Source organism: Achromobacter aegrifaciens (assembly GCF_902859735.1).
Taxonomy (GTDB): domain Bacteria; phylum Pseudomonadota; class Gammaproteobacteria; order Burkholderiales; family Burkholderiaceae_B; genus Achromobacter; species Achromobacter aegrifaciens.
The window spans coordinates 48,893-75,456 of sequence record NZ_CADIJY010000010.1; the positions used below are offsets into that span (position 1 = coordinate 48,893).

General features: G+C 67.6%; 25 protein-coding genes. 13 read left to right on the top strand and 12 right to left on the bottom strand.

Annotated features, from left to right (window positions below):
- Positions 1-52: 52 nt before the first annotated feature.
- Positions 53-1,213 carry a pyridoxal phosphate-dependent aminotransferase gene (locus HV766_RS22920; RefSeq protein WP_175181905.1) on the bottom strand — a complete coding sequence of 387 codons (1,161 nt, stop codon included), beginning with the start codon at positions 1,211-1,213 and terminating at the stop codon, positions 53-55.
- A 42-nt stretch (positions 1,214-1,255) separates the two neighbouring features.
- Here HV766_RS22920 and HV766_RS22925 point away from each other — a divergent pair, with 42 nt between their 5' ends.
- The 4 genes from HV766_RS22925 (at position 1,256) to HV766_RS22940 (ending at position 6,251) form a co-directional block, all read left to right on the top strand.
- Positions 1,256-2,143, top strand: coding sequence for an FAD-binding protein (locus tag HV766_RS22925; protein WP_175181906.1), 888 nt, complete (start codon positions 1,256-1,258; stop codon positions 2,141-2,143).
- Between the two features lie 142 nt (positions 2,144-2,285).
- Complete coding sequence (locus tag HV766_RS22930) at positions 2,286-4,574, top strand: NADP-dependent malic enzyme (protein ID WP_175181907.1); 2,289 nt, start codon at positions 2,286-2,288, stop codon at positions 4,572-4,574.
- Positions 4,555-5,787 (top strand): patatin-like phospholipase family protein, encoded by a 1,233-nt coding sequence (locus tag HV766_RS22935; protein WP_082400761.1) that lies wholly within the window; start codon positions 4,555-4,557, stop codon positions 5,785-5,787. Before HV766_RS22930 ends, HV766_RS22935 begins: the two co-directional genes overlap by 20 nt.
- The gene (locus tag HV766_RS22940) at positions 5,784-6,251 is read left to right on the top strand and encodes a barstar family protein (protein ID WP_054451534.1); all 468 of its coding nucleotides are present in this window, start codon (positions 5,784-5,786) and stop codon (positions 6,249-6,251) included. The genes HV766_RS22935 and HV766_RS22940 overlap by 4 nt, the downstream gene beginning before the upstream one ends.
- Positions 6,252-6,261: 10 nt before the next feature.
- Here the strand turns inward: HV766_RS22940 and HV766_RS22945 are convergent, their stop codons facing one another.
- Positions 6,262-6,993, bottom strand: a complete 732-nt coding sequence (locus HV766_RS22945; protein WP_175181908.1) for a 16S rRNA (uracil(1498)-N(3))-methyltransferase — start codon at positions 6,991-6,993, stop codon at positions 6,262-6,264.
- A 265-nt stretch (positions 6,994-7,258) separates the two neighbouring features.
- Between HV766_RS22945 and tkt the strand changes: the two genes are divergently transcribed.
- The 4 genes from tkt (at position 7,259) to HV766_RS22965 (ending at position 13,455) form a co-directional block, all read left to right on the top strand.
- Positions 7,259-9,295: a transketolase gene (gene tkt / locus HV766_RS22950; protein ID WP_054451532.1), complete on the top strand. Its 2,037-nt coding sequence runs from the start codon at positions 7,259-7,261 to the stop codon at positions 9,293-9,295.
- A gap of 14 nt (positions 9,296-9,309) precedes the next feature.
- Positions 9,310-10,320: a type I glyceraldehyde-3-phosphate dehydrogenase gene (gene gap / locus HV766_RS22955; protein WP_013395726.1), complete on the top strand. Its 1,011-nt coding sequence runs from the start codon at positions 9,310-9,312 to the stop codon at positions 10,318-10,320.
- A 92-nt stretch (positions 10,321-10,412) separates the two neighbouring features.
- Positions 10,413-11,609: a phosphoglycerate kinase gene (locus tag HV766_RS22960; protein WP_175181909.1), complete on the top strand. Its 1,197-nt coding sequence runs from the start codon at positions 10,413-10,415 to the stop codon at positions 11,607-11,609.
- 157 nt (positions 11,610-11,766) lie between these two features.
- Positions 11,767-13,455, top strand: a complete 1,689-nt coding sequence (locus HV766_RS22965) for a SulP family inorganic anion transporter (protein ID WP_175181910.1) — start codon at positions 11,767-11,769, stop codon at positions 13,453-13,455.
- Between the two features lie 24 nt (positions 13,456-13,479).
- On the opposite strand, the gene fabI is transcribed toward HV766_RS22965, so the two are convergent.
- The 8 genes from fabI to HV766_RS23005 all read right to left on the bottom strand — a co-directional run bounded on the left by fabI (position 13,480) and on the right by HV766_RS23005 (position 20,998).
- Positions 13,480-14,253 (bottom strand): enoyl-ACP reductase FabI, encoded by a 774-nt coding sequence (fabI, locus tag HV766_RS22970; RefSeq protein WP_175162113.1) that lies wholly within the window; start codon positions 14,251-14,253, stop codon positions 13,480-13,482.
- On the bottom strand, positions 14,250-15,434 hold the full coding sequence (locus tag HV766_RS22975; protein ID WP_054451528.1) for an acetate/propionate family kinase: 1,185 nt from the start codon (positions 15,432-15,434) through the stop codon (positions 14,250-14,252). The genes fabI and HV766_RS22975 overlap by 4 nt, the downstream gene beginning before the upstream one ends.
- A gap of 31 nt (positions 15,435-15,465) precedes the next feature.
- Positions 15,466-16,410, bottom strand: a complete 945-nt coding sequence (locus HV766_RS22980) for a phosphate acetyltransferase (RefSeq protein WP_054451527.1) — start codon at positions 16,408-16,410, stop codon at positions 15,466-15,468.
- A complete protein-coding gene (locus tag HV766_RS22985; RefSeq protein WP_175162111.1) occupies positions 16,407-18,788 on the bottom strand; it encodes a DUF3141 domain-containing protein in 2,382 nt (793 codons plus the stop codon). The genes HV766_RS22980 and HV766_RS22985 overlap by 4 nt, the downstream gene beginning before the upstream one ends.
- Positions 18,789-18,970: 182 nt before the next feature.
- Positions 18,971-19,366: a VOC family protein gene (locus HV766_RS22990; protein WP_175162109.1), complete on the bottom strand. Its 396-nt coding sequence runs from the start codon at positions 19,364-19,366 to the stop codon at positions 18,971-18,973.
- A gap of 17 nt (positions 19,367-19,383) precedes the next feature.
- Positions 19,384-20,019 (bottom strand): glutathione transferase, encoded by a 636-nt coding sequence (yfcF, locus tag HV766_RS22995; RefSeq protein WP_054451524.1) that lies wholly within the window; start codon positions 20,017-20,019, stop codon positions 19,384-19,386.
- A 104-nt stretch (positions 20,020-20,123) separates the two neighbouring features.
- Positions 20,124-20,453, bottom strand: a complete 330-nt coding sequence (locus tag HV766_RS23000) for a DHCW motif cupin fold protein (RefSeq protein ID WP_054451523.1) — start codon at positions 20,451-20,453, stop codon at positions 20,124-20,126.
- Between the two features lie 53 nt (positions 20,454-20,506).
- On the bottom strand, positions 20,507-20,998 hold the full coding sequence (locus HV766_RS23005; RefSeq protein ID WP_119451052.1) for a GNAT family N-acetyltransferase: 492 nt from the start codon (positions 20,996-20,998) through the stop codon (positions 20,507-20,509).
- Positions 20,999-21,184: 186 nt separating this feature from the next.
- Here HV766_RS23005 and HV766_RS23010 point away from each other — a divergent pair, with 186 nt between their 5' ends.
- From HV766_RS23010 to HV766_RS23030, 5 genes are read left to right on the top strand one after another with little or no spacing between them, the layout of a single operon-like run.
- Complete coding sequence (locus HV766_RS23010) at positions 21,185-22,129, top strand: DnaJ C-terminal domain-containing protein (RefSeq protein ID WP_175181911.1); 945 nt, start codon at positions 21,185-21,187, stop codon at positions 22,127-22,129.
- Between the two features lie 2 nt (positions 22,130-22,131).
- Positions 22,132-22,449, top strand: coding sequence for a chaperone modulator CbpM (locus HV766_RS23015; RefSeq protein ID WP_054452227.1), 318 nt, complete (start codon positions 22,132-22,134; stop codon positions 22,447-22,449).
- Positions 22,450-22,502: 53 nt separating this feature from the next.
- A complete protein-coding gene (locus HV766_RS23020; protein ID WP_119451054.1) occupies positions 22,503-23,216 on the top strand; it encodes an AzlC family ABC transporter permease in 714 nt (237 codons plus the stop codon).
- The gene (locus tag HV766_RS23025) at positions 23,213-23,560 is read left to right on the top strand and encodes an AzlD domain-containing protein (protein WP_054451519.1); all 348 of its coding nucleotides are present in this window, start codon (positions 23,213-23,215) and stop codon (positions 23,558-23,560) included. Before HV766_RS23020 ends, HV766_RS23025 begins: the two co-directional genes overlap by 4 nt.
- A gap of 42 nt (positions 23,561-23,602) precedes the next feature.
- Positions 23,603-24,217: a glutathione S-transferase family protein gene (locus tag HV766_RS23030; protein ID WP_054451518.1), complete on the top strand. Its 615-nt coding sequence runs from the start codon at positions 23,603-23,605 to the stop codon at positions 24,215-24,217.
- A 16-nt stretch (positions 24,218-24,233) separates the two neighbouring features.
- On the opposite strand, the gene HV766_RS23035 is transcribed toward HV766_RS23030, so the two are convergent.
- On the bottom strand, positions 24,234-24,887 hold the full coding sequence (locus HV766_RS23035) for a DsbA family protein (protein WP_175181912.1): 654 nt from the start codon (positions 24,885-24,887) through the stop codon (positions 24,234-24,236).
- A 97-nt stretch (positions 24,888-24,984) separates the two neighbouring features.
- Positions 24,985-26,460 carry an inorganic phosphate transporter gene (locus HV766_RS23040; RefSeq protein WP_054451517.1) on the bottom strand — a complete coding sequence of 492 codons (1,476 nt, stop codon included), beginning with the start codon at positions 26,458-26,460 and terminating at the stop codon, positions 24,985-24,987.
- Positions 26,461-26,564 lie beyond the last annotated feature (104 nt).

Genomic DNA, 26,564 nt, shown 5'->3' on the forward strand with positions numbered 1-26,564 from the left:
CAAAGCGCGTCCCTAGGGACGCGCTTTGTTTTTCGCGGTTTGGCTGTCGGACTCAGCCCTGCAGCAGCCGGCCGATGCGGGCGACGGCCTCTTCCAGACGGTCCAGGCCCGTGGCATAGGAAAAGCGCATGGTGTGCTTGCCGTGGGCCGGACCGAAGTCCAGGCCCGGTACCGCGGCCACGCCGGCCTCCAGCAGCAGGCGCTGCGAGAACGCGGCGCTATCCATGCCCAGGTTGGCGATGTCGGCATAAATATAGAAGGCGCCGTCGGGCTTCACCGGCACCTGGATCCCCATGCGCTCGAATTCCGGCAGCAGGTAGTCGCGGCGCTGCTTGAAGGCCTCGCGGCGGTGCTCGAAGGTCTTCATTGCTCCTGGCTGGAAGCAGGCCAGCGCGGCATGCTGGGCCAGCGTGGGCGCGCAGATCGCCAGGCTGGCGGCTATTTTCTCCACCGGCGCCACCATGTCCTCGGGCACGATCATCCAGCCCAGGCGCCAGCCCGTCATGTGGAAGTACTTTGAGAAGCTGTTGATGACGATGACGTCGTCGTCCAGCGTCAGGGCCGAGCGCGGCTGGCCTTCATAGGACAGTCCCAGGTAGATTTCATCGACGATGGCGAAGCCGTCGCGGGCGCGGACCTGCGCCAGCAGCTCGGCCAGCTCGCCATGGTCGACGGAGGTGCCGGTAGGGTTGCTGGGCGAGGCGACCAGCACGCCCTGGGTGGCGGGCGTCCAGTGGCTGGCCACGTCCTGCGCCGACAGCTGGAAGCGCTTGGCCGCCGTGCTGGGGATCAGGCGCGGCACGCCGCCCGCCGCCAGCACGAAATTGCTGTTTGCGGGGTAGGACGGATCCGGCATCAGCACTTCGCCGCCCTGGTTGACCAGCGCCGCGCAGGCCAGCGTCAGGGCGCCGGAGGCGCCCGCGGTGACGATCACGCGAGCCGGGTTGATCCTGGCGCCGAACTGCTCGTGGTAGAACTGGGCGATGGCCTCGCGCAGCGGCGTCAGGCCGGCCGAGGGGCTGTAGCCGCTGAGGCCGGCGCGCGCCGCGCGCTCCAGCGCTTCCACGACCTGGGGGGGCGCGGTAAAGTCCGGTTCGCCGATGCCCAGGCTGATAATGTCCTTGCCGGCCGCCTGCAGCGCTTGCGCCTGCTTGAATAGTTCCATTACCTGAAAGGTCAGGAAGTCATTGGTGCGATGGGCAAGGCGGGGCATCGGATTCTCGAAGGCGTTTGTAGCGAAAAAGGAATTGTAGTCATGCAGCCATCCCGGCGCGCTTTCCTCCTGGGCCGTCGTCCGGCCCGCAGCCCGTGGTCGGCCTTCATGGAGCGGTTGAGCCTGCTCTGTCAGGGATCTGTCCGAGATTCGGGCGAGGCGGGAGAGGGCGGCCCGCGGGGCCTGCTGACGCCGGCGCGCGACGCGGATGTGGCGCACGCGCGCACGCTGTGCGCCGAGTACCGCGTGACGCTGGCGCTGGCGGGCGCCGAAGGGCCTTTCGAGACCGTCCATGGTCCGCTCCTCACGGTGGACCCGTCCGCCATGACCGGCCTGGTGCGCCTGTCCGGCGAAACCGGGCGCTGGCGCGCGCAGCCGGGCACGCCGCTGGCGATGTTGGCGCAGGCCGGGCTGCGCCAGTTCGCCGGCCTGCCCGGGGGCTTGACGCTGGCTGCATGGCTGGCGGCCAAGGCCCACTGGCCCGCCGGGCGCTGCGCCGACTCCGGCGTGGTGGCGCTGGACGTGATGCTGGCTGACGGCATAGAGGAAACGTTGGGGCCGTTCGGCGAGTCGGACGTCCAGCCCTTGCGTTCCGCCACCGTGCAGCGCCTGGTGCCGGCGCTGTTCCAGCTGGCGTCGGGGGGGGACGCCTTCGCCACCCGGGACGGCGAGCATTGGCTGGGCCGCTACCGGCTGGACGCGCTCAAGCCGGAAGCGCCCGCCACCGTCAACCTGGCGCATCTGCTGCTGGGGCACGGCGGCACGCTGGCCTGGGTGCAGTCGGTGACACTGGCAGACGCCGGGCCGGCGCCGCACGCTCCTGCCTGCCCGAACGAGCCGCCGGGGCTGGCTACCACCCGCCTGGACTCTCGGGTGAAGGCCCTGTTCGACCCCGATGGACGTTTTCTCTCATTCCACATCGCGGAATAGCGACAATTTGTAAGCCAGCGCTAACATGGGACGAGCCCGCTTATCCAAGGGGCAGGCGGGCATTGCCGAGGTATCGCGGCGCCCGCCATCGGAATAGAATTCCCCCCTTTCGTGTCACACACTCTAGCCAGTAGCCGCCCCTATGGATGCCAATCTCCGCAAAGCCGCCCTTGAATATCATGAGCTTGGACGCCCCGGCAAAATCTCGGTCACGCCGACCAAGCAGCTCACCAACCAGCGGGACCTGGCCCTGGCGTACTCGCCTGGCGTGGCGGCGGCCTGCGAAGAAATCGTGGCCGATCCGGCCAATGTGTACCGCTACACGGCGCGCGGCAACCTGGTGGGCGTGATCACCAACGGCACCGCGGTGCTGGGCCTGGGCAACATCGGCGCATTGGCTTCCAAGCCGGTGATGGAAGGCAAGGCGGTGCTGTTCAAGAAGTTCGCCGGCCTGGACGTCTTCGATATCGAAATCAATGAGACCGACCCGGACAAGCTGGTCGAGATCATCGCGGGCCTGGAAGCCACCTTCGGCGGTATCAACCTCGAAGACATCAAGGCACCGGAGTGCTTCACCGTCGAGCGCAAGCTGCGCGAGCGCATGAAGATCCCCGTCTTCCACGACGACCAGCACGGCACCGCGATCTGTGTGTCCGCCGCCTTCATCAACGGCCTGAAGGTCGTGGGCAAGGACATCAAGCAGGTCAAGGTGGTGACCTCGGGCGCAGGCGCCGCCGCGCTGGCCTGCCTGGACCTGATGGTGGACCTGGGCCTGCCGCTGGAAAACATCTGGGTCACCGACATCGAAGGCGTGGTCTATGAAGGCCGCACGGCGCTGATGGATCCGGACAAGGCGCGCTTCGCGCAAAAGACCGACGCCCGCAAGCTGGCCGAAGTGATCCAGGGCGCCGACGTGTTCCTGGGCCTGTCGGCGGGCGGCGTGCTCAAGCCGGAAATGGTCGCGGCCATGGGTCCGCGCCCGCTGATCCTGGCGCTGGCCAATCCCACGCCCGAGATCCTGCCGGAACTGGCGCAATCGGTGCGCGACGACGTGGTCATGGCGACCGGCCGTTCGGACTATCCGAACCAGGTCAACAACGTGCTGTGCTTCCCGTACATTTTCCGCGGCGCGCTGGACGTGGGCGCCACCACCATCACCCGTGAAATGGAAAAGGCGGCGGTGTACGCCATCGCCGAGCTGGCGGAAGAAGAGCAGAACGAAGTCGTGGCCGCGGCCTACGGCACCTTCGATATTTCGTTCGGCCCCGAATACCTGATCCCCAAGCCCTTCGATCCGCGCCTGATCGTGCGCATCGCCCCGGCGGTGGCCAAGGCCGCGATGGAAGGCGGTGTGGCGACGCGTCCGCTGGCGGACCTGGAAGCCTACGAAGAGCAGCTGCAGCAGTTCGTGTACCACTCGGGCGCCTTCATGAAGCCGCTGTTCTCGGCGTCCAAGCGCATCGTGCGCGAGGGCGGCCCAGCGCGCATCGTGTTCGCTGAAGGCGAAGACGAGCGCGTGCTGCGCGCGGTGCAGGTGATCGTCGATGAAGGCCTGGCCCGTCCCATCCTGGTGGGCCGTCCGTCGGTACTGCTGACCCGCATCGAAAAGCTGGGCCTGCGGTTGCGCCTCGGAGAAGACGTCGAAGTCACCAATCCCGAATACGATGAACGCTTCCACCAGTACTGGACCACGTACTGGGAGCTGATGTGCCGCCGCGGCATCACCAAGGAAATGGCGCGTGTGGAAATGCGCCGCCGCATGACCTTGATCGGCGCGATGATGGTGCGCCTGGGCGACGCCGACGGCATGGTCTGCGGTTCGGTCGGCGCCTACCATGATCACCTGCGCTTCGTGGACGAGGTCATCGGCCGCCGCCCCGGCCACAACGTGTATGCCGCCATGAACATCCTGCTGCTCAACGAGCGCACGGTGGTGCTGGTGGACACGCACGTCAACGATGAACCTTCGGCCGAGCAAATCGCCGAATTCACCATCGCCGCCGCCAACGAGATGCGCCGCATGTACCTGGCGCCCAAGGTCGCGCTGCTGTCGCGTTCAAACTTCGGTTCGGGCAGTTCGGCCTCGGGCGCGAAGATGCGCCGCGCGCTGGAACTGGTGCGCCAGGCCGCGCCGGAACTCGAGATCGACGGTGAAATGCATGGCGACTGCGCGCTGGACGAAGCGCTGCGCATGCGCATCCTGCCGTCGTCCACGCTCAAGGGTCAGGCCAATCTGCTGGTGTGCCCGAACGTGGACTCGGGCAACATCGCCTACAACCTGTTGAAGACCGCCGCAGGCAGCAACGTTGCGGTGGGTCCGTTCCTGCTGGGCGCCAACGCACCGGTGCACATCCTGACCTCCAGCTCCACCGTGCGCCGCATCGTCAACATGACCGCGATGACGGTGGTCGATGTCAATACGCCGCGTTGACGTGACGCCACCCGGTCCGGCGTGCCCGCGCACGCCGACCGGCCTGGTCCTGACCGGAGGCGGCGCTCGCGCCGCCTATCAGGTGGGCGTGCTCAGCGCCATCATGGAATTGCTGGATCCGGACTGGCATTCGCGTTTCCAGAATCCCTTTCACATCATCTGCGGCACGTCCGCCGGCGCCATCAATGCCGCCGCGCTGGCCTGCCGCGCCGACCGGCCCCATCTGGGCGTGCGCCGCATCCGCCGGCTGTGGTCTTCCCTGAATACCGACATGATCTACCGGGCCGACGCGCCCGGCCTGATCCGTACCGGCGTGCGCTGGCTGGGCCTGCTGTCGCTGGGGTGGATGTACTCGGGCCTGACGCGCAAGCGGCCCCATTCGCTGCTGGACAACAGTCCCATGCAGGCTCTGCTGGAGCGGGTGCTGGACTTCCAGCATCTGCGCACCAACCTGGAAACCGGCGCGCTGTCGGCGTTGGCGATCACGGCCTCGGGCTACACCAGTGGCGAGCACCTGACCTTCTACCAGGCGCACACGCCCATCGAGCCCTGGCACCGCTATCTGCGCCTGGCGTTGCCCACGCCCATCGGCATCGACCACCTGATGGCTTCGTCCGCCATCCCCTTCGTCTTTCCGGCCCGGCAGGTGCAGGTGCACGGCAAGGGGGAGTGGTGCGGCGACGGTTCGATGCGCCAGCTCGCGCCCATCAGTCCGGCCATTCACCTGGGCGCGCATCGCGTGCTGGTGATCGGCACGGGTTTCCGCGACGAAACCCACCCGGAAAACCGCGAAGACTCGCCGCCTTACCCGTCGCTGGCCCAGGTCGGCGGGCATGCGCTGGCCAGCATCTTCCTGGACGGCCTGTCGGCCGACGTCGAGCGCCTGGAGCGCATCAACTTCCTGATGGATCAGTCCGGCCCGGAAGGCGCGCAGCACGGGCATGCGCGCCGCATCGAGGTCCTGACGATCACGCCCAGCCAGTCGCTGGACGTCATGGCGCTGGAACATTTGCAGGATATGCCGGCCCAGGCCCGTGCTCTTTTCCGCGTACTCGGTGTATCGTCCGATCCAGACCGTCCCGGCGGCGGTTCGCTGATGTCCTACCTCTTATTTGAATCCAGCTACACCAAGCGATTGATTGAACTGGGTTATGCCGATACGATGCAGCGTAACGACGAAGTGATCGCCTTTTTCAAGGGGGCTCAGGCATGACGCGCAATGGCCAATCTACTCTGCAGCGGCAACTGATGCGCGGCGGTGCGCTGGCCCATGACGGGCTGGACAAGAAGGCCGTGGTGGACGCCGCCCATGAGCTTGGCCTGGCCCTGTTCGTCGCCAATTGCGATCCTGCCCGCAGCCGTTCCGCGGTGCTGCGCGCCATCGTCAAGGCAGTGGATTTCCCCGAATACTTCGGCGGCAACCTGGACGCCCTCTACGACTGCCTGTGCGATACCGTGCTGGACCACAAGACCGGCGTGGTGCTGTGGCTGTACAAGCTGCATTCGGGCGATCCGGCACTGGAAGAAGACTCGGGCCGCATCGAAACCGTCTGCTCCGACGCGGCCGATTTCGCCCGCGAAAACGGCCGCGTTTTTTCGTATGTCATCGAACACGCCGGACGCCATCCGGACCCCGAGCCCGGGGTAGCGGCAGCGCCCTACGGCGAAGACCACTGACCCGGCCGTTCTACCAGGCCAATAGCGCGCTGGCCGCTGACAGCAGCGCCAGCCCCGCGGTTTCGGTGCGCAGCACCCGGGGGCCGAAGCGCACGGCCTGCACGCCGGCCTCTTGGGCTTGCGCCAACTCCTTGTCCGACCATCCGCCTTCCGGTCCCACCAGCAGGGTCAGCGCCTGCACGCCGGGCGCGGCCCGCAGCGCGCCGGCCAGATCGTCCTGCGCTTCCGGGTGGCACAGCAGGCGCAGGCCGTCCGCGGGCTGCTGCAGCCATTCGGCCAGGGTGAGCGGCGCGTCCACCGCCATCAGCCGGTTGCGGCCGCATTGTTCGCTGGCGGACTGCGCGATGCGCTGCCAATGCGCCACGCGCTTGTCCAGCCGGGCGCCCGACAGTTGCAGCACGCTGCGTTGGGCGGCGATGGGGCTGACGCGCGCGGCGCCCAGCTCCACGGCCTTTTCCACCACCCAGTCCATCTTGTCCCCCGAAGGCAGGCCTTGCACCAGGGTGACGCGTCCGCCCAGTTCGGCCTCGCGCGGCTGGAATTCGCCCAATTGGGCAAAACCAGCCTTGCCTTCCACTTCGAGCGTGGCGGGATACTCGCCGCCCTGGCCGTTGAACAGCGCCACGGCCTCGCCGGCGCGCAGGCGCAGCACGCGCAGCGCATGGTGCGCCAGGGCTTCGGGAAGCGCCACGCGGGCGCCGGTACTCAGGGGGATATCGCAGAAGAAGCGGGGGGCTGACATAAATGTGCGAGAACTGATTTGATGTGGAGAAGGATACTTTTGCCGCCGGGCCGTCCCAAGGCAAAAACGCCCCCTTGGGGGGCAGCTAGCCCGCGCAGCGGGCGCGGCGTGGGGGCACTTGTCCTCAGAAAGCTAGCCTAGCACGGGCCGCCTTATGGCCGATGGCGTCGGGGAAACCCCTGGATGCTAAAATCCCATGCTTCGCAACCTACTCAACTGGCCCCTATTTTGACCGTAGGCCCGCCAGCTTCAAAGAGCCTTCCGAATGAGCAATCCGACCGCCCCTAAACTTGCCTTGGCGGATGCCATCCGCGCCCTCGCGATGGACGCCGTGCAACAAGCGAACTCCGGGCACCCGGGTGCTCCCATGGGCATGGCGGAAATCGCCCAAGCCCTGTGGGCCGGCAACCTGCGTCACAATCCCAAGGATCCCGCCTGGGCCAACCGCGACCGCTTCGTGCTGTCCAACGGCCACGGCTCGATGCTGATCTACGCCTTGCTGCACCTGACCGGCTACGACCTGCCGATCGAAGAACTGAAGAATTTCCGCCAGCTGCATTCCAAGACGCCAGGCCACCCCGAAGTGGGCATCACCCCGGGCGTGGAAACGACCACCGGTCCGCTGGGCCAGGGCCTGGGCAATGCCGTGGGCATGGCGCTGGCCGAAGCGCTGCTGGCTGCTGAATTCAACAAGCCCGGCCACACCATCGTCGACCACCACACCTACGCCTTCACCGGCGACGGCTGCCTGATGGAAGGCATCTCGCACGAAGTCTGCTCGCTGGCTGGCACGCTGAAGCTGGGCAAGCTGGTCGTGCTGTATGACGACAACGGCATTTCCATCGACGGCCACGTGGAACACTGGTTTGCCGACGACACCGCCAAGCGCTTCGAAGGCTACGGCTGGAACGTGATCCGCGGCATCGACGGCCATGACGTCGCCGCCGTGGACGCCGCCATCAAGGCCGCGCGTTCGCAATCGGAAAAACCCACGCTGATCGTCTGCCGCACCGTCATCGGCAAGGGTTCGCCCAACATGGCCGGCACGCACAACGTGCACGGCGCGCCGCTGGGCAAGGACGAGATCGCCGCCACCCGCGCCGCGCTGGGCTGGTCGTCGGAACCGTTCCAGATTCCGCAAGACATTTATGACGGCTGGGATGGCCGCAAGCAGGGCGCCGCCGCCCAGGCTGAATGGCAGTCGGCGTTCGACGCCTACGCCGCCGAATTCCCCGCCGAAGCCGCTGAATTCAAGCGCCGCATGAAGGGCGAAATGCCCGCCGGCTACGCCGAACAGTTCAAGGCGTTCCTGGACGCCACGCTGGAAAAGGCCGAAACCGTCGCCACCCGCAAGGCGTCGCAGTTCGCCATCACCGCGCTGGCGCCGCTGCTGCCGGAAATGCTGGGCGGCTCGGCCGACCTGACCGGTTCCAACTTCACCGACTGGAAGGGCGTTGCCGCCGTCCGCGCCGGCGACAAGGGCATCCAGTTCGGCCGCCATATCAACTACGGCGTGCGCGAATTCGGCATGGCCGCCATCATGAACGGCGTGGCCCTGCACGGCGGCTACCTGCCGTTCGGCGGCACGTTCCTGACGTTCTCCGACTACTCGCGCAACGCCATCCGCATGGCTGCGCTGATGAAGCAGCGCGTGGTCCACGTGTTCACCCACGACTCCATCGGCCTGGGCGAAGACGGCCCGACCCACCAGTCGATCGAGCACGCAGCCAGCCTGCGACTGATCCCCAACCTGTCGCTGTGGCGTCCTTGCGATACGGCTGAAACCGCCGTGGCCTGGAACGCGGCCGTGACGCGCCCGACCAGCATCGGCATGGACGTGCACGACGGCGGCCCGACGGCCCTGTTGCTGTCGCGCCAGAACCTGCCGTTCGTGCAGCGCGACGCCGCCACCGTCGAGGCCATCGCCCGCGGCGGCTATGTGCTGCGCGATGCCGAAGGCGCCCGCGCCGTCATCATCGCCACCGGCTCGGAAGTCGCCATCGCGCTGGACGCGCAGGCGCAGCTGGCCAAGGACGGCATCGCCGTGCGCGTGGTCTCCATGCCCAGCACCGACGTGTTCGACCGCCAGGACGCCGCCTGGAAGCAATCCGTGCTGCCCAAGGGCCTGCCGCGGGTGGCCGTCGAAGCCGGGGTTACCGCCTTCTGGCACAAGTACGTGGGCCTGGAAGGCGCCGTCGTCGGCATCGACCGCTACGGTGAATCCGCGCCGGCCGGCGCACTGTTCAAGTTCTTCGGGCTGACCGCCGACAAGGTGGCCGAGACCGTCAAGCAAGTTTTGTAAAAAGGAGCTTAGTCATGACCATTCGCGTCGCCATCAACGGTTACGGTCGCATCGGCCGCAACATCCTGCGTGCCCACTACGAAGGTGGCAAGAAGCACGATATCGAAATCGTCGCCATCAATGACCTGGGCGATCCCAAGACCAACGCGCACCTGACGCGCTACGACACCGCCCACGGCAAGTTCCCGGGCACCGTCGAAGTCGACGGCGACTTCATGGTCGTCAACGGCGACAAGATCCGCGTGCTGGCCAACCGCAACCCGGCCGAGCTGCCCTGGGGCGAGCTGAAGGTCGACGTGGTGCTGGAGTGCACGGGCTTCTTCACGACCAAGGAAAAGGCCGGCGCGCACATCAAGGGCGGCGCCAAGAAAGTCATCATCTCGGCCCCCGGCGGCAAGGACGTTGACGCCACCATCGTGTACGGCGTGAACCACGGCGTGCTGAAGGCCACCGACACCGTCATCTCCAACGCTTCGTGCACCACCAACTGCCTGGCCCCCCTGGTCAAGCCGCTGAACGACAAGCTGGGCCTGGAAAACGGCCTGATGACCACCGTCCACGCCTACACCAACGACCAGGTCCTGACCGACGTCTACCACGAAGACCTGCGCCGCGCGCGTTCGGCCACCATGAGCATGATCCCCACGAAGACCGGCGCTGCCGCCGCCGTGGGCCTGGTGCTGCCGGAACTGAACGGCAAGCTGGACGGCTACGCCATCCGCGTCCCGACCATCAACGTGTCGCTGGTCGACCTGTCGTTCGTGGCCAGCCGCGACACGACCGCCGAAGAAGTGAACGGCATCCTGAAGGCCGCCTCGGAAGGCGAGCTCAAGGGCATCCTGGACTACAACACCGAGCCCCTGGTTTCGGTCGACTACAACCACAACCCGGCCTCCAGCACCGTTGACGCGTCGCTGACCAAGGTTTCGGGCCGTCTGGTCAAGGTCTCGTCCTGGTACGACAACGAGTGGGGCTTCTCGAACCGCATGCTCGACACCACCGTCGCGCTGATGTCGGCCAAGTAAGCAACACGGCTAGATAGAGGGGACGGATTTGTTTTCCGCGTATGCGGAAAATGGGTTCGTCCCCTTTGTACGCCCATCGTAGGAATCCAAATATGTCCAAGGTCAACACTCTGTCCGCGCTGGCCAAGTCCGGCGCCCTGTCCGGCAAGCGCGTGTTCATCCGCGCCGACCTCAACGTGCCGTTCGACGACGCCGGCCGCATCAGCGAAGACACCCGCATCCGCGCCTCGGTGCCCGGCATCCGCATGGCGCTGGACGCCGGCGCCGCCGTCATGGTCACCTCCCACCTGGGCCGTCCCAAGGAAGGCGTGCTGACCGAAGCCGATTCGCTGGCCAAGGTCGGCCAGCGCCTGTCCGAACTGCTGGGCATGCCTGTGCAGCTGGTGCGCGACTGGGTCGACGGCGTCCAGGTCGATCACGGCCAGGTCGTGCTGCTGGAAAACTGCCGCGTCAACGTCGGCGAAAAGAAAGACGACGAAACGCTGGCCAAGAAGATGGCCGCGCTGTGCGACGTCTACGTCAACGATGCGTTCGGCACCGCCCACCGCGCCGAAGCCACCACCCACGGCATCGCGCGTTTCGCACCCGTGGCCTGCGCCGGCCCGCTGCTGGCCGCCGAACTGGAAGCCCTGGGCCGCGCGCTGCACGAGCCCAAGCGTCCGCTGGTCGCCATCGTGGGCGGCTCCAAGGTGTCGACCAAGCTGTCGATCCTGCAATCGCTGGCCGACAAGGTCGACCAGCTGGTCGTGGGCGGCGGCATCGCCAACACCTTCATGCTGGCTGCCGGCCTGTCCATCGGCAAGTCGCTGGCTGAACCCGATCAGGTCGACCAGGCGCGCGCCGTGATCGACATCATGAAGCAGCGCGGCGCGGCCGTGCCGATTCCGGTGGACGTGGTGTGCGCCAAGTCCTTCGGCGCCGACGCCGAAGCCACCGTCAAGGCGGCCGAAGACGTGGCCGACGACGACATGATCCTGGACATCGGTCCCAAGACCGCGGCGCAACTGGCCGAGATCCTGAAGCAGGCCGGCACGATCGTGTGGAACGGCCCGGTCGGCGTGTTCGAATTCGACCAGTTCGCCAACGGCACCGAAGTGGTGGCGCGGGCGATCGCCGAATCGGAAGGCTTCTCGATCGCCGGCGGCGGCGACACCCTGGCCGCCATTGCCAAGTACGGCATCGGCGAGCAGGTGGGCTATATCTCGACCGGCGGCGGCGCTTTCCTGGAATTCCTGGAAGGCAAGACCCTGCCTGCCGTGGCCGTGCTGGAAGCCCGCTACGCCAAGTAATACGTCTTGCCATGCAAGGCCGAAGCCGCCCCGATGGGGCGGCTTTTTTTATGCCGGCGCCTTGATCCAGGCTGCCCAGGTTTGGCTGGCTTGGTGTAGCCTTGGCGCAAACCGGCGCGCCCCGGGCTCGCTTCATCCCCGATTTCTCCGCAGCACCATGAACCTACGCTTCATTCCCGGCCTCAACAATTTCCGCGGCATCACCCGGGAATCGGCGCGGCGTGACATCACCGCCGGCCTGAGCGTGGCGGCGGTGGCGCTCCCGGTGGGCCTGGCCTATGCCGCCATGATGGGCGTGCCGCCGGTGGCGGGCCTGTGGGCGGCTATCGCCGGGATGCTGGGCTATGCCTTGTTCGGCTCGTCGCGCACCTTGATCGTCGGGCCCGATACTGCCACCTGCACCCTGATTGCCGCCACCCTGACCGGCATGGCGCTGACCACGCCGGAAGACCGGCTGGTGGCCGCCACCGGCATCGCCCTGACGGTGGGGGTGGGCTGCCTGATCGCGCGCGCCCTGCGGCTGGGCGTGCTGGCCAACCTGCTGTCGCGGCCAGTGCTGATCGGTTACATGGCGGGCGTGGCGATCACGCTGGCGTTGTCGCAGTTGAGCGGCCTGACTGGCGTGGGCCTGCGTAACAGCGGACTGGTGCATCCGTTCCTGGAGCTGTCGCGGCGCCTGCCGGAAATCCAGATTCCCACCCTGATCCTGGGCCTGACGTCCTGCGCCTTGCTGGTGGCGGTCAAGCGCTGGCGGCCGAACTGGCCCGGCCCCATCCTGCTGGTGGTGCTGGCCTGCGTGCTGTCCTGGCTGTTCAACTTCCCCGGCCTGGGCATCGCCGTCGTGGGCGAAGTGCCTGCCGGCTTGCCGGCCCTGAGCCTGCCGGTGCGCCTGGAGGGCGTGGACGGCATCCTGCTGGGCGCGGCGGGTGTGCTGGTGGTGAGCTTCTCCAGCGGCATCGTGACGGCGCGCAGCTTCGCCGCACGCACGGGCGAACACGTGGATCCCAACCGCGAGCTGGTGGGCTTTGGCGCGGCCAATATGGCGGCGGGCCTGTTCCAGGGCTTCGTGGTGACGGGCGCGGACTCGCGCACGGCGGTGGGACTGGTGGCTGGCGGTTCTTCGCCGCTGGTCAGCGTCACCGCGGCGCTGGCGCTGGCGGTGGTGGTGAGCCTTTTGAGCGGGCCGCTGTTCTGGCTGCCGCAGGCCGTGCTGTCGGCCATCCTGCTGCTGGCCGCCATCAGCTTGTTCGATGGGCACGCCTTCATGCGCCTGGCGCGCATCTCGCGCATCGAGCTGGCGTTCGGCATCCTGGCCGCGGTGGGCGTGGTGGGCTTTGGCGTGTTGCAAGGCGTGGCCGTGTCGGTGGGCGCCACGCTGCTGTATGCGATGTACGTGTCGGGCAATCCGCGCGACGCCTTGTTGGGCCGTTTGCCCGGCGAAACGGTGTTGGGCAAGCTGCACCTGAATCCCGAGGCCCAGCCGGTACCGGGCACGGTGATCTGGCTGTTCGAGTCTTCGGTGTGGTTCTTCAACGCCGACGCCTTCCGCCGGCGTGCGCGCGAGGTCATCGAGCAGGCAGGCGACGTGCGCTGGTTCGTGCTGGACGCCGAAGCCATGACCCAGGCAGACGCCGACGCGGTCGAGGCGCTGTATGAACTGAAGCATGTGCTGGACGAGCGCGGCATCGCGCTGCTGGTGGCGGGCGGACACGGCCAGTTCCGCACCGCGCTGGAGCGCTCCGGCCTGGTCAAGAAGATCGGCCGCGACAAGATCTTCGGCAGCCCCGAGCAGGCCGTGGAAGCGATCGAACGCTGGCGCCAGGCGCCGCCCGCGGCGCTGGGCTAAGGCGCCCCGGCTGGGCGCCTTGGCTTAATCGATGATGTGGTAGCCGCCGTCGATGTATATCGTCTGCCCCGTCATGCGGCGGGCGGCGTCGGTGGCGAGCCAGGCGGTGGCTTCGCCCACGTCGTCGATGGACACCAGGCTGCGCGCGGGAGCCTTGGACTGGGCGCGGTCCAGCAGCGTATCGAATTCGGCGATGCCCGAGGCGGCGCGCGTCTTCAGCGGCCCTGGTGATATCGCGTGCACGCGTATGCCCTGCGGGCCCAGTTCCGCCGCCAGGTAGCGGGTGGCGGACTCCAGCGCGGCCTTTACCGGCCCCATCATGTTGTAGTGCTCGACCACCATCTGCGACCCGTAGTAGCTCATGCAGAACAACGCGCCGCCGTTGCGCATCAGCGGCTCGGCCAGCTTGGCCATGCGGATGAAGGACCAGCAGGACACGTCCATGGCCTGCAAAAAGCCCTCGCGCGAGCAGTCGGTCACGCGGCCATGCAGGTCGTCGCGCGGGGCGAAGGCGATGGAATGCAGCACGAAATCCAGCTGGCCCCATTCGGCGGCGACGCTGTCGAACACGGCTTCGAGCTGGCCTTCGCGCATCAGGTCCAGCGGCAAGAGCAGCGGCGCCTCCACCTGGCGGGCCAGTGGCTCCACATGGCGCAGGGCCTTGTCGTTCAGGTAGGTCACGGCCAGCTCCGCGCCCAGGGCGTGGAAGGCCTTGGCGCAGCCCCAGGCGATCGAATCCGCATTCGCGATGCCCGTCACCAGGCCGCGCTTGCCCGCCAGCGGCAGCAGCGCGCTCATCGCTGCCTCACCAGTTCCAGCGTGTGCTGGGCGATGATCAGTTCTTCGTTGGTGCGCACCACGTAGACGCCGATGCGGCTGTCGTCGGCCGAGATGCGGGGGCCATGGCGGGCGTTGCGTTCGGGGTCCAGCTTGATGCCCAGCCAGCCCCAGTGCTCGCTGATGGCCTGGCGGATCTCGGCGGAATTCTCGCCCACGCCGGCGGTGAAGACGATGCCGTCCACGCCGTTCATGGCGCAGGCCAGGCCTATCATGCCCTCGGCCACGCGCCAGGCGAAGTACTGCAGCGCCAGCTTGGCCGAGGGCGCGTCGCTGGCCAGCAGTTCGCGCATGTCGTTGCTGATGCCGGACAGGCCCTTCATGCCGCAGTCGTGATAGAGCAGGTGCTCGATCTCGTCATGGGTCATGCCGCGTTCCATCATCCACAGCACCACGCCCGGATCCAGGCGGCCGGGGCGGGTGCCCATGGGCAGGCCTTCCAGCGCGGTGAAGCCCATGGTGCTGTCCACGCTCTTGCCGTGATGCATGGCGCAGGCGGAAACGCCCGAGCCCAGATGGGCCGCAATGATCTTGCCGTCGGCGATGTCCGGCAGCGCTTTCTTCAGGCGCTGCGCGATGTACTCGTAGGACAGGCCATGGAAGCCGTAGCGGCGCACGCCTTCCTGGTACAGCCGTTCCGGCAGCGCGTAGCGGTCGGCCACGTCGGAGTGGCTGCGGTGGAACGCGGTGTCGAAGCAGGCGACCTGCGGAATCCAGGGCCGGCGCTCGCGGATCACGCGGATGGGCGCCAGGTTGTTCGGCTGGTGCAGCGGCGCCAGCGGCGTGAAGGTGTCGAGCTTGGCCAGGATGGCGTCGTCGATCAGCACCGGCTCGGACAGCTCGGGGCCGCCGTGCACCACGCGGTGGCCTACCGCCAGCGGGGCGCCGCCCAGGTGGCCGCTGAGCCAGGTGCCGACGACTTCCTGGCCGTTGGGCACGTCGGGCGCGTGGCTGGGCGCGATTTCGCGTTCGACCAGGGTCTGGCCGGCGGCGTCGCGCACCTTCAGCTTCGGGTGCGAGGTGCCTATGCCTTCGAGCTGGCCGCCCAGGCGCGGGGCCAGCTCCTGCGCCCCGTCGATGTCGTACAGGTAGAACTTGATGCTGGAACTGCCGGCGTTGATGACGAGGATGGTGTCGGTCATGGCGCTGTGATTCCGGATTCCGAGGGGCGCTTCAAGCGAGCGGGCGGGCCTGTTGCTGGGCCAGGTGGTGGGCGTAGATGGCGGCTACCGCGCAGGACGCGAGGCGCGAGCGTGGGCTGTCGGCGCGGCTGGTCAGGATGATGGGCACGCGCGCGCCCAGCACGATGCCGGCTGCCTCGGCATTGGCCAGGAAGGTCAGGTTCTTGGCCAGCATGTTGCCGGCTTCCAGGTCGGGCACCACCAGCACCTGGGCCACGCCGGCCACCGGCGAGCGTATGCCCTTGATGCGCGCGGCGTCGGGGCTGATGGCGTTGTCCAGCGCCAGCGGGCCGTCCAGCAGGCCGCCCTCGATCTGGCCGCGGTCGGCCATCTTGCACAGCGCCGCGGCTTCGATGGTGCTGGGGATGCTGGGGTTGACCTGTTCGACCGCCGACAGGATCGCCACGCGCGGCTCGCCGAGGCCCAGGCCGTGGTGCAGGTCGATCACGTTGCGGATGATGTCGGCCTTGGTTTCCAGGTCGGGAAAGATGTTGATCGCCGCATCGGTGATGAAGAGCGGTTCGGCGTAGGTCGGCACTTCCATGATGAAGACGTGGCTGATGCGCCGGCTGCTGCGCAGCCCGGTGTTGCGCGCCACCACTTCGTGCATGAGTTCGTCCGTGTGCAGGCTGCCCTTCATCAGCAGTTCGGCTTCGCCGCTGCGCACCAGGGCGACCGCGCATTCGGCTGCCGCGTGGCTGTGCGGCGCGTCGACGATGCGCGCATCGCCCAGGTCGAACTTGTGCTCGGCAGCGACGGCGCGGATCTTCTGCTCGGGGCCCACCAGGATGGGCTTGAGCAGGCCCAGGTCGCGGGCTTCGAGCGCGGCCGACAGCGAGGGTTCGTCGCAGGGGTGGGCGATGGCGCAATGCGCCGGCGCCAGCGTCTGCGCGCGCGCGATGAGCCTGTCGTAGTGGGAGGTGGGAGGCAGCGTCATGCGGATTTCGCCTTGGCGGATTTGCGCGCGGGACGCGCGGCGGGTTTGGCGGAGGCGCTACGCTTCTTGGCGCGCACCGGGACGGCAGGCTCGGCCGCGGCCGAGGCCGCTTCGGGCCTGGCCGCCGCAGCGCGCACCGATTTGCGCGCAACGGTCGCCGTTTTCCTGGGCGCCGGCTGTTGAGCCTCCTCACGCTTCTGCGCACGGCGTTCGGCGTACTCGAAGATGCGTTCCATTTCGTCCAGGCTGATGCGGGCGGCCTCGCTCAGGGGCTCGGCGGCTTCCAGCACATGCTTCATGGTGTCCAGCGTTTCGCGGATTGCGGCGGCGGGCGCGTTGTCCAGCAGGTGCGGTATGGCCTGGATGGCGCCGGCGGCGTCCAGGGTCATCATCAAAGCCTGGTCGCGGATGATGTCCTTGAATTCCTGCAACGACAGCGCGGTGTCCGATTCGGCGCGCATCTTGCGGATCAGCGCGTAGCTGCGTTCGTCCAGGCCGCCTTCGGCGCCCGACACATACAGCAGCATGCGGATCGCGGCAACGCGCAGGCCGCCTTCCAGCATCAGCGAACGCAACTCGGCGGCGCGCTCTTCCATGAAGCGGCGGTGCTCGGGCGACACGCCCGGATGCTTGCGCGGCGGGCCGGAGCGCGCGCCCAGGCCGGCCAGGTCCTGCACCAGCGGCGAACCGTAAACGCCCATGAAGGTGCGTTCGTCGGCGGAATCGCGCAGTTCCTGCCAGATGTTCAGGCTGGTCTCGATCAGGTTCGAGAACATTTCCTGGGCCATCAGGAAGGGGTTGTCGGCCGACACCGGCTGGCGGTGTTCGCGCACCTGTTCGGCGACTTGGGCAATCGGCGCGATGGCCGGATTGCGGTCGGAGATCAGTTCATAGGGCAGGCGCAGCGGATGCAGGCGCTGCGACCATTCCGCCGATTGCGGCGTCACCAGGGCGCGCAGCCAGGGTTGCACGAAGCTGCGGTACATGCCCAGGTTGATGTCGGAAATGCGGGCGACGGCGGCGAAGCGGCGGTCGTCCTCTTCGTTGCGCTCGACGATGGCGCGCACGTCATCCAGCGTGCGCTGCTCGAATGACAGCACGTAGTTGCCATAGGCCAGGTCGGCGTTCGGCGTGTCGGGCGTCTTGTCTGCGATCTCCGCCTGGTAGATGCCCGGCGGCAGCACGTCGATCATGTCGATGTTGGACGTGAATTCCTGGTGCTCCTTGCGCGCCACGCTGCCGGACACGAAGATGCCCAGATGGCCGATGCTTTCGTGCACCGCATAGACGATGGTCTGGCCGTGCGCCAGCACTTCGGATTCGTCCTGGTACAGATCGGGGATCCAGCCCAGCGCCTGCGGCGGGGGCGTGATGTTGTCGCCCTTGGAGCAGAACACCACGATGGGCGAGCGGATGTTGCGCAGGTCGATGCGGATGCCGTCCGAGGTCACCAGGCCGGCGGTGGCCAGGCGGTTGCCGACGAACAGGTTGTCGACGATGTACTGGATTTCCGGGCCGTTCAGGAAGACGTGGCCGCCCCACCATTTTTCGAAGCTGAGGTAGCGCTTGGCCTCGGTGTCGACGTTGGAGTACAGGTTGTACTGCTTGGACCACAGGGTGTTGGCCGGATTCAGGTTCTCGAAGTTCTGCACCAGCCAGGCGCCATCGAACTTGCCGTCGCCCAGGTCGCTGGTCAGGGCGGTGAGCCAGCTGCCGCCCAGCAGGCCGCCGGCATAGCGCATGGGATTCATGCCGCGCCAGCCCGCCCAGTAGGACAGCGGCGCGCCCGCCACGATGATGGGGCCGAACAGTTCGGGACGGACCGCGGCGGTCATCATGATCTGCCAGCCGGCCTGGCAATTGGCGACCACCACCGGCTTGCCTTCGGCGTTGGGGTGCAGCGCGATGATCTCTTCCAGGAAGCGCGCCTCGGCCATCATCACGTCCTCGACGGTCTGGGTCGGCATGGGCTGCGGCAGGAAGGTGGCGAAGTAGCAGGGGTGGCCGGCGCGCAGCGCCACGCCGATCTCGCTTTCAGGCTTGAAGCCGCCGATGCCGGGGCCGTGCCCGGCGCGCGGATCGACCACCAGGAAGGGCCGTTTGATGGGGTCGGTTTCCACGCCTTCCGGCGGCTTGATGCGCAGCAGGCCGTAATTGACGGGGCGCGGCAGACAGCGGCCGTCCATGACCAGTTCGGACTCCATGCTAAGCACGTTGGGCGCGCGCTTGGCCATGTGCTCGTGGTACTGGTTGCCACGCTGGCGCATCACATCGGCGTACAGCACGCCGCGCTGCCAGGCGTCCACCGCGTATTCGTAGGCGGCAGTCCAGGGGTTGAAGGGCGGGGCGGGTACGCGATCGTTGCCAGATCCGGCCATGGCGATCTCCTGTAGGTTGCTTGCGGCGGCGGGCCGCCGCGCCGATTCAGAGTGGAACCGGCCGAGTTGACCTCCCCATTACACCGCAACTGATGTTGCGGTGCAACATCAAGCGTCTTGATGCAGGTCAAGCAGTGGCCGATATATCCGTCCCCTTTAGGACTGGTCAGCCGGGCAGCGGTTCAGTCAGGGTCGTGGCACACCGCTTCGATGCGGTTGCCGGAAGGGTCCAGCAGGAAGGCCGCGTAATACTGCGGGTGGTAGTGCTCGCGCAAGCCCGGGGTGCCGTCGTCGCGTCCGCCGTGGGCCATGCCGGCGGCATGGAAAGCGTCGACGGCGGCGCGGCTGGGCGCCTTGAAGCACCAGTGCCGGCGCGCCGCGGGGACGGCTGCGTCATCGGCGAACACGGAGAGATAGCTGTGCTGGCTGCTGCCTGCCCGGCAGCGCTCGCCGTAGCCTAGCGCGTCGGGGCGGTCATAGACCTTGGCCGCGCCCAAGGCCTGCATGACGGCGTCATAGAAGGGGCGGGCGGCGTCCAGGCGGGAAACGGTGATGGAGACGTGATCCAGCAGTTGCATCGCGGCTCCCGGGCGGTTCAGGCGCGCGCGGCGGCGTTGTGCTCCAGCCATTTCTGGACGGAGGGGCGCTGCCACTGGGCGTCGGCGTAGGCGCGCAGGGCGTCGGGCAGGTCGTCCTGGAACAAGCGCTTGATCATGACCGCGAGGTCGGTATCGGCGATGCACCATTCATCGAACAGCGAGGTCCGGTCCGCGCCCAGCAGATGGGCGCCCACGTGGATGAGCTTGGCCGCGGCGGCATGGGCGGCGTCCGACAACGGCAGGCCGGCGGCGCCGTAGAACACGGTTTCCGTGGGGCGTTCCTGACGCAGCGCTCCCAGGTCGCTGCGCAGCCAGGCCTGCAGTTGGCGGGCGCGGGCGCGCTGGCGCAGGTCGCGCGGATACAGCGCCGGGTGCTCGGGGGCGGGGAAGGCGTCTTCCAGGTATTCGGTGATGGCGCTGGATTCGGTCAGGCTGAAATCCGCGTGGGTCAATGCCGGCACCCGCGAGGTCAGCGCGCGGCTTTGGTAGGGCTGCATGCGCTGCTCGCCCGCTTCCAGATCGATGGGGCGCACCTCGAACGGCAGCTGTTTTTCAGTCAGCGCCACATAGGCCGACATGGCGTAGGGGCTGAGGAACAGGGAATCGACGAATAGCGTAAGCGGGGCGCCCAAAATCTAGTCTCCGGTTTGACGGGTAACGGCATGTGCCGCGGCGGCGGGCCGCGGATACGTCAAAGCGTAACGCATCTGCGGCCGGGCTGTCGCGCCGGGGGGCTTCAGTCGACGATGAAGAGCTTGGCGCCGGTCGCGGTGGATGAGCGGTGCGGTTCGGCCTGGTCGGCGACCTGGTAGCTCATGCCCGGCGTCAGCACGAATTGCCGGCCGTCTTCCAGCTCGGTGTGCAGTTCGCCTTCCAGACAGAACAGGATGTGGCCCTTGCTGCACCAGTGGTCGGCCAGGTAGCCGGCCGTGTACTCGACCATGCGCACGCGCAGGTCGCCGAACTGCCGGGTGCGCCAATAGGCCATGCCGGTCTCGCCAGCGTGTTCGGTGCGCTCGACCTCGGACCAGTCGGTGGTGCCGAAGGGGATGTTGCTCATCTTCATGGTGATTCCTGCGTTGTGACGCGGACGCAATGGCGTCCGCCAAAGAATGGAGACTACGCCAGCGCGGGCAGTTTCTTGTGCCAGAACATCGCGCGGCCGGTGGTTTCGTCCAGGGCATAGCCTTCGAAACCGAGCTTGCGGTACAGCCCCTGGGCGACCGCGTTGCCTTCCAGCACTTCCAGGGTGATCTTGCAGCAGCCCAGGTCACGCGCCCGCTCTTCCAGCGCCGACAGCAGGGCCTTGCCCACGCCGCGGCCCTGGAATTTTTCCGCGACGCCCAGGTCGTGCAGATTGAGCAGCGGGCGACAGGCGAAGGTGGAGAAGCCTTCGAGATAGACCGCGACGCCGGCGGCTTCGCCGTCGATGCGGGCCAGCAGCGCCCGCGCCGTCGGGCGGCGGGCCAGTTCGGCGATCAGGTTCTGCTGTGCGTAGGCGGGCAGGGGAGCGTTGCCCCCCATGGGGCCGCTGGCGTACTCGTTCAGCATGGCCAGCACCTGGCGGCCGTGTTCGGGATTGTTGAAGTCTGCGTCGATGATTTCCAGCACGATCTGTTCCTGTGGGCCTGTCGTGGTCGGGGCTGGCGCATCCGGGCGCCAACCGGACATTATGCGCGATGCCCGACGCCTGACAAGGCGCATTGAAAAATCGCCCCATAACCCCTATCTTCTTGATATCCCAGGCCGGACCCGGCGCAACCGGAAGCGGCCGCAACGCTTTGCCAAGGGCTGCACATGGAGTTCAAGGACTACTACAGCATGCTGGGCGTGGAGCGGGACGCCTCCGAAGACGACATCCGGCGCGCCTACCGCAAGCTCGCCCGCAAATACCATCCCGACGTCAGCAAGGAAAGCGACGCCGAAACGCGCATGCGCGACGTCAACGAAGCCTATGACGTGCTGCGCGACAAGGAAAAGCGCCAGGCCTACGACAATCTGGCCGCAGGCGTCTCGCCCGAGGGCAGCTTCCAGCCGCCGCCCGGCTGGGACGAAGGCTTCGAGTTCCACCGCGGCGCCGCGCCCGGCGACGAGGCCCAGTTCAGCGAGTTCTTCTCTTCGCTGTTCGGCGGCCGCAACCGGCGCGGCGGGGCGCAGCAGCAACAGGAATTCCGCGCGCGCGGCGAGGACCACCACGCCGCGATCGAGGTGGACCTCGAAGACGCGCTCAAGGGCGCCACGCGCGACATCAGCCTGCGTTCCATGCAGATGGACGAGCAGGGCCGCCCCCACATGCAGACCCGCACGCTCAGCGTGCGCATCCCCGCCGGCGTGCGCGAAGGCCAGTACATCCGGCTGGCCGGGCAGGGCATGCCCGGCTACGGCGGCGGCGAGAACGGCGATCTCTATCTGGAAGTCCGCTTCAAGCCGCATCCGCGCTACCGCGCCGACGGCCGCGACCTCTACATGACGCTGCCGGTGGCGCCGTGGGAAGCGGCACTCGGCGCCAGCGTGCATGCGCCCACGCCGGGCGGCACGGTCGAAGTGTCGATCCCCGCGGGGTCCGCCAACGGCCGCAAGCTGCGCCTGCGCGGCCGCGGCATTCCGGGCGATCCGCCCGGAGACCTCTACCTGGTGCTGGAGCTGGTGTTGCCGCCCGCCGATAGCGAAGCGGCCAAGGAGGCCTACCGCAAGCTGCAGCAGGACCTGCCCTTCAATCCGCGGCGCCACCTGGGGGTATGACCATGAAAAAAATAGTCGTCACCACCGCCACGGTCGTGGGCAAGTCCCGGCCGCTTTCCGCCGACGACCTGGCCCGCGCCTGCGGCGAGGAAGTCGAATGGGTCGTCAGGCTGGTCGAGGTCGGCATCGTCAATGCCAGCGGTCCCAGGCCCGCTGAATGGCGCTTCTACAGCGCCGACCTGCAACGCGCGCTGGACGCCCGCCGCCTGGTGCGGGATTACGGCGCCGGCCTGGACGCTGCGGCGCTGATCCTGGACCTGAGCCAGGAAGTCCGTCGCCTGAAGGCGCAACTGCGCGCGCTGGGCCTGGAGGACAAGTAGGCTGTGCGCGGGTGGGTAAACTAGCTGGTTGTTGAAGAGACCAGCGGAACACCTTGCAGACCCCTCCAGCCCATGCGCCCGCTCTGGCGGGCAGCGCCCGCATCGACGGCCTGAAATCCTGCCTGCCCGTCATGATCGGCTACTTCCCGGTGGCTGTGACCTTCGGCATCGCGGGCGTGGCCGCGGGCCTGTCTCCGCTGCAGGTGGTGCTGATTTCCGTGCTGGTCTATGCCGGCGCCAGCCAGTTCCTGCTGCTCGCTTCCATCAAGGCCGGCACCCCGTGGCTGTGGGTGGTGGCGCTGTGCTCGCTGCTCAACGCTCGCCATCTGCTGTACGGCCCGCTGTTGTCGCGGTTCCTGCCGGCGGGACTGAATGAGCGCCTGAAGGTCGCCTTCCTGCTCACCGATGAAGTCTTCGCCACGGCTTTCAACCGCTTGCAGACCGTGGAGCCCGCGGGCCGCCAGCGCTGGATGATCGCGCTGGGGCTGGGCGCTTGGCTGACCTGGATCGCCGGCACGGCCGTCGGCGTCTATGCGGGAGACGGCCTGGAGCGCCACTACCCCATGCTGTCACAGGTGATGCGCTTTGCGCTGCCGGCGCTGTTCATGGCCCTGGTGTGCCAGAGCGCGAAGCGCGGCATGGGCCTGCCCATCGTTGCGGCGGTGGCCGGAGCCGGGGCCGTGGCCGCGCTGGGCCATACCAGCCTGGCCATCCTGGCCGGCGCGATCATCGGCTGCGTGGCGTATCGAATGAGGAGGCCCGCATGAACACCGACGGACTGGGTTTCTGGGGCGCGGTGATCGCCATGGCGGCCATCACCTATCTGACGCGCGCCTTGCCCTTCATGCTGTCCGAGCGCAGCCGCCTGCTGCGCCACCTGTCGCGCGAAGGCTCGGCGCTGGCCGCCCTGGGGCCGTCGCTGCTGGCTGGGATCGCGGCTGCGGTGATCGTGCCCGACCTGCTGGCCGCCGGCGACCAGGCGGCGAACCTCGGCCCCTACGCAGGCGGCCTGGTCGTGACCGCCGTGGCGGCCCGCCTGGTCAGCAATGCCGGCGTCGCGGTGCTGCTGGGCATGGCGGGATACGGGGTGTTGCTGGCCTTGGCGGCGTAAGACCCGCGGGGCAAAATGGTCGGACTTCCACGGAGACCGACCATGCTTACGCTTTATCATGCGCCGCGTTCGCGCTCGTTCCGGATACTTTGGCTGCTCGAGGAACTAGGCGTGCCTTACGACACCGAAATGGTGTCCATCCGCGGCACCGACAGCGCGGGCCACATGCCCTCGGACTACATCGACATCCACCCGCATCGCAAGGTGCCGGCCCTGGTGCACGACGGCGTGCCCGTGTTCGAGACGCCGGCAATCGCCCTTTACCTGACCGACCTGTTCCCCCAAGCGGGGCTGGGTCCGGTGGTGGGCGACCCCCTGCGCGGGCCCTACCTGACCTGGCTGGCCTATTCCACCGGCGTGTTCGAACCGGCCATGGCCGAGCGCGCCTTCAAGACGCCGCATCCGGGCGGCGCGCTGGGCTGGGGTTCGGCCGAGGAGGTCGAGCAGGTGCTGACCCGGGTCTTGCAGGCGCGGCCGTTCTTCCTGGGCGACAAGTTCTCGGCCGCGGACATCGTGCTGGGCGGCACCCTGCAATACATGATGCAGGTGAAGGTTCTGCCCGAGACCCCTGTGTTCACCGCCTACGCGGAGCGGCTGGGCGACCGTCCGGCCATGCACCGCGCCTTGCAGCGCGACGGGGACATCGAGGAAGCCTGACGCGGGGCTCCCGCCTTCAAGCGCGGCCGATGCGCGCGCCGAGGTCCGCCTGCCATTCTTGCGGACGGCCCAGGTAGCGGCTGGGCTCCAGCATCTCGTAGACGCCATCGCGCTCCAGTGCCAGGGTGGGAAAACCGCTACCGCCGACCTGCGCCAGCAGCCTGCGGCTGGCGGCGATGTGCGTGGCGGTTTCGGCGCCCTGGGCTGCGTCATAGGCTGCGCGGAAGGCTGCCGGGTCCAGGCCGATGTCGGCCGCCAGGGAGGCCAGTACGGCCGGATCGGCGATGCGCAGCCCCTGTACGTAGTGGGCGCGCTGGATGCGCTTGAGCAGGTTGAGGCCTCGACCGGCCAGCGTCTGCGCGGCCAGGATGGCAGTGGTGGGCGGCTCGGAATCGAACACCGCGCCCTCATCGCGCAACAGGCCGTTGAAATAGTCTTCGCCGAAGGGCTGGCCGGTCAGGCCGGCGATGCGCTCGTCATGCGGCATGACGTAGCGGCGCAGTCTGTCGGTGACCGGCTGGCGGTTGCCGCCCGTCATCATGCCGCCGCCATGCAGCGCGATGTCCAGCCCGGAGACGGCTCGAGCCGCCTCCACCAGCGGCGCGGCGCCATAGCACCAGCCGCAGAGCGGGTCGAAAATGTAATGCAGGGTGGGATTTGAGGTAGCCATGGCGCCATGGTAGACGCGGGCACGGCTGGCAGGAAGCCTGGCGGGATAGCCAGAGTGTTGCATCGGCCGTGCAGATTGCCTGCACGGCCGCGAATCATCAGCCAGCGATCTGCACGCCGATCCAGAACAGGCCGGCGGCCAGCAGCATCGAGGCGGGCAGGGTCAGCACCCAGGCCATCAGGATGTTGCGTACGGTGCTGCCTTGCAGGCCGCTCTTGTTGGCGATCATGGTCCCGGCCACGCCCGAGGACAGCACGTGGGTGGTGGAAACAGGCAGGCTGAAGACGTTGGCGATGCCGATGGCGCCCATGGCGGTGACTTGTGCGGACATGCCCTGCGCATAGGTCATGCCCTGCTTGCCGATCTTCTCACCCACCGTCAGCACCACGCGGCGCCAGCCGACCATGGTGCCCGCGCCCAGCGCCAGGGCGACTGCCACGATCACCCAGAAGGGGGCGTATTCGGTGGTGGCTGTCAGGTCGGCGCGCAGGCGTTGCAGGTCGGCGCGTTCGCGGGCCGGCAGCCCTTCGATGCGCGCGACCTTCTTGGCCGTGTCGTCCAGGCAGAGCAGGTAGCGGCGCACGGAGATGCGCTTCTCGGCCGACAGGTCGGCGTAGTTGGACACGCCGTGCAGATCGGCCTGCAGCGCGGCGATGGTCGGCATGGTCAGTTCGGGGTCGCAGCGGAAGTTGCGCGGCAGTTCGGTGGTCGCGTCCACGCGCTTGAGCGCCAGGTATTCGCCCAGCATGGCTTCATTGCGCTGGTAGAACACGTTCAGGTGGTTGGCGGCGTCGCGGGTGCGCTCGATCTGGTAGGTGGTGCTGTTGGTGTCCAGCACGAAGTTGGCGGGCACGATGCCGATCAGCACCAGCATGATCAGGCCAATCCCTTTCTGTCCGTCGTTGGAGCCGTGCACGAAGCTCACGCCCATGGCGGACAGCACCAGCACCAGGCGGTTCCAGAAGGGCGGATGCTTTTTATTGTCGATGGCGCGGCGCTGTTCCGGCGTCTTGTGCATCTTGGACAGCGGCAGCCAGCGCTTGAGCGCCAGCAGCAGGCCGCCCGCCACCAGGAAGCCGGCCACCGGCGACACCACCAGCGACAGGCCGATGTCGATGGCCTTGCCCCAGTTGACGCCGTCCGCCAGCGGCAGGTCGGTGATCAGCGCGTTGGCCAGGCCCACGCCCAGGATCGAGCCGATCAGCGTGTGCGAGCTGGACGCCGGAATGCCGAAGTACCAAGTGCCCAGGTTCCAGGCGATGGCCGCGGCCAGCATGGCGAACACCATGGCCAGCCCGCGGCCCGTGTCCACGTTGATCAGCAGCTCCACCGGCAGCAGGTGCACGATGGCATAGGCCACGCCCACCCCGCCCAGCAGCACGCCCAGGAAGTTGAATATGCCGGAAAGCACCACTGCCAGATGCGGCGGCATGGCCTTGGTGTAGATGACCGTGGCCACGGCGTTCGCCGTGTCATGGAATCCGTTGATGAATTCGAAGGCCAGGACGAATGTCAGGGCCAGCGCAAGGCTGAGGCCGACCCAGAGGTCTAGGCCGTGGAAGAGGTCGAACATGGAGGCGGGGGAGGTTCCGGCGAGAGGAGCCGATTATTGCAGATTTGTGACCTGTCACTGGTTGCTTGCGGCTACCAAGTGCGGCCAGCTGACCCCGCCCGGGG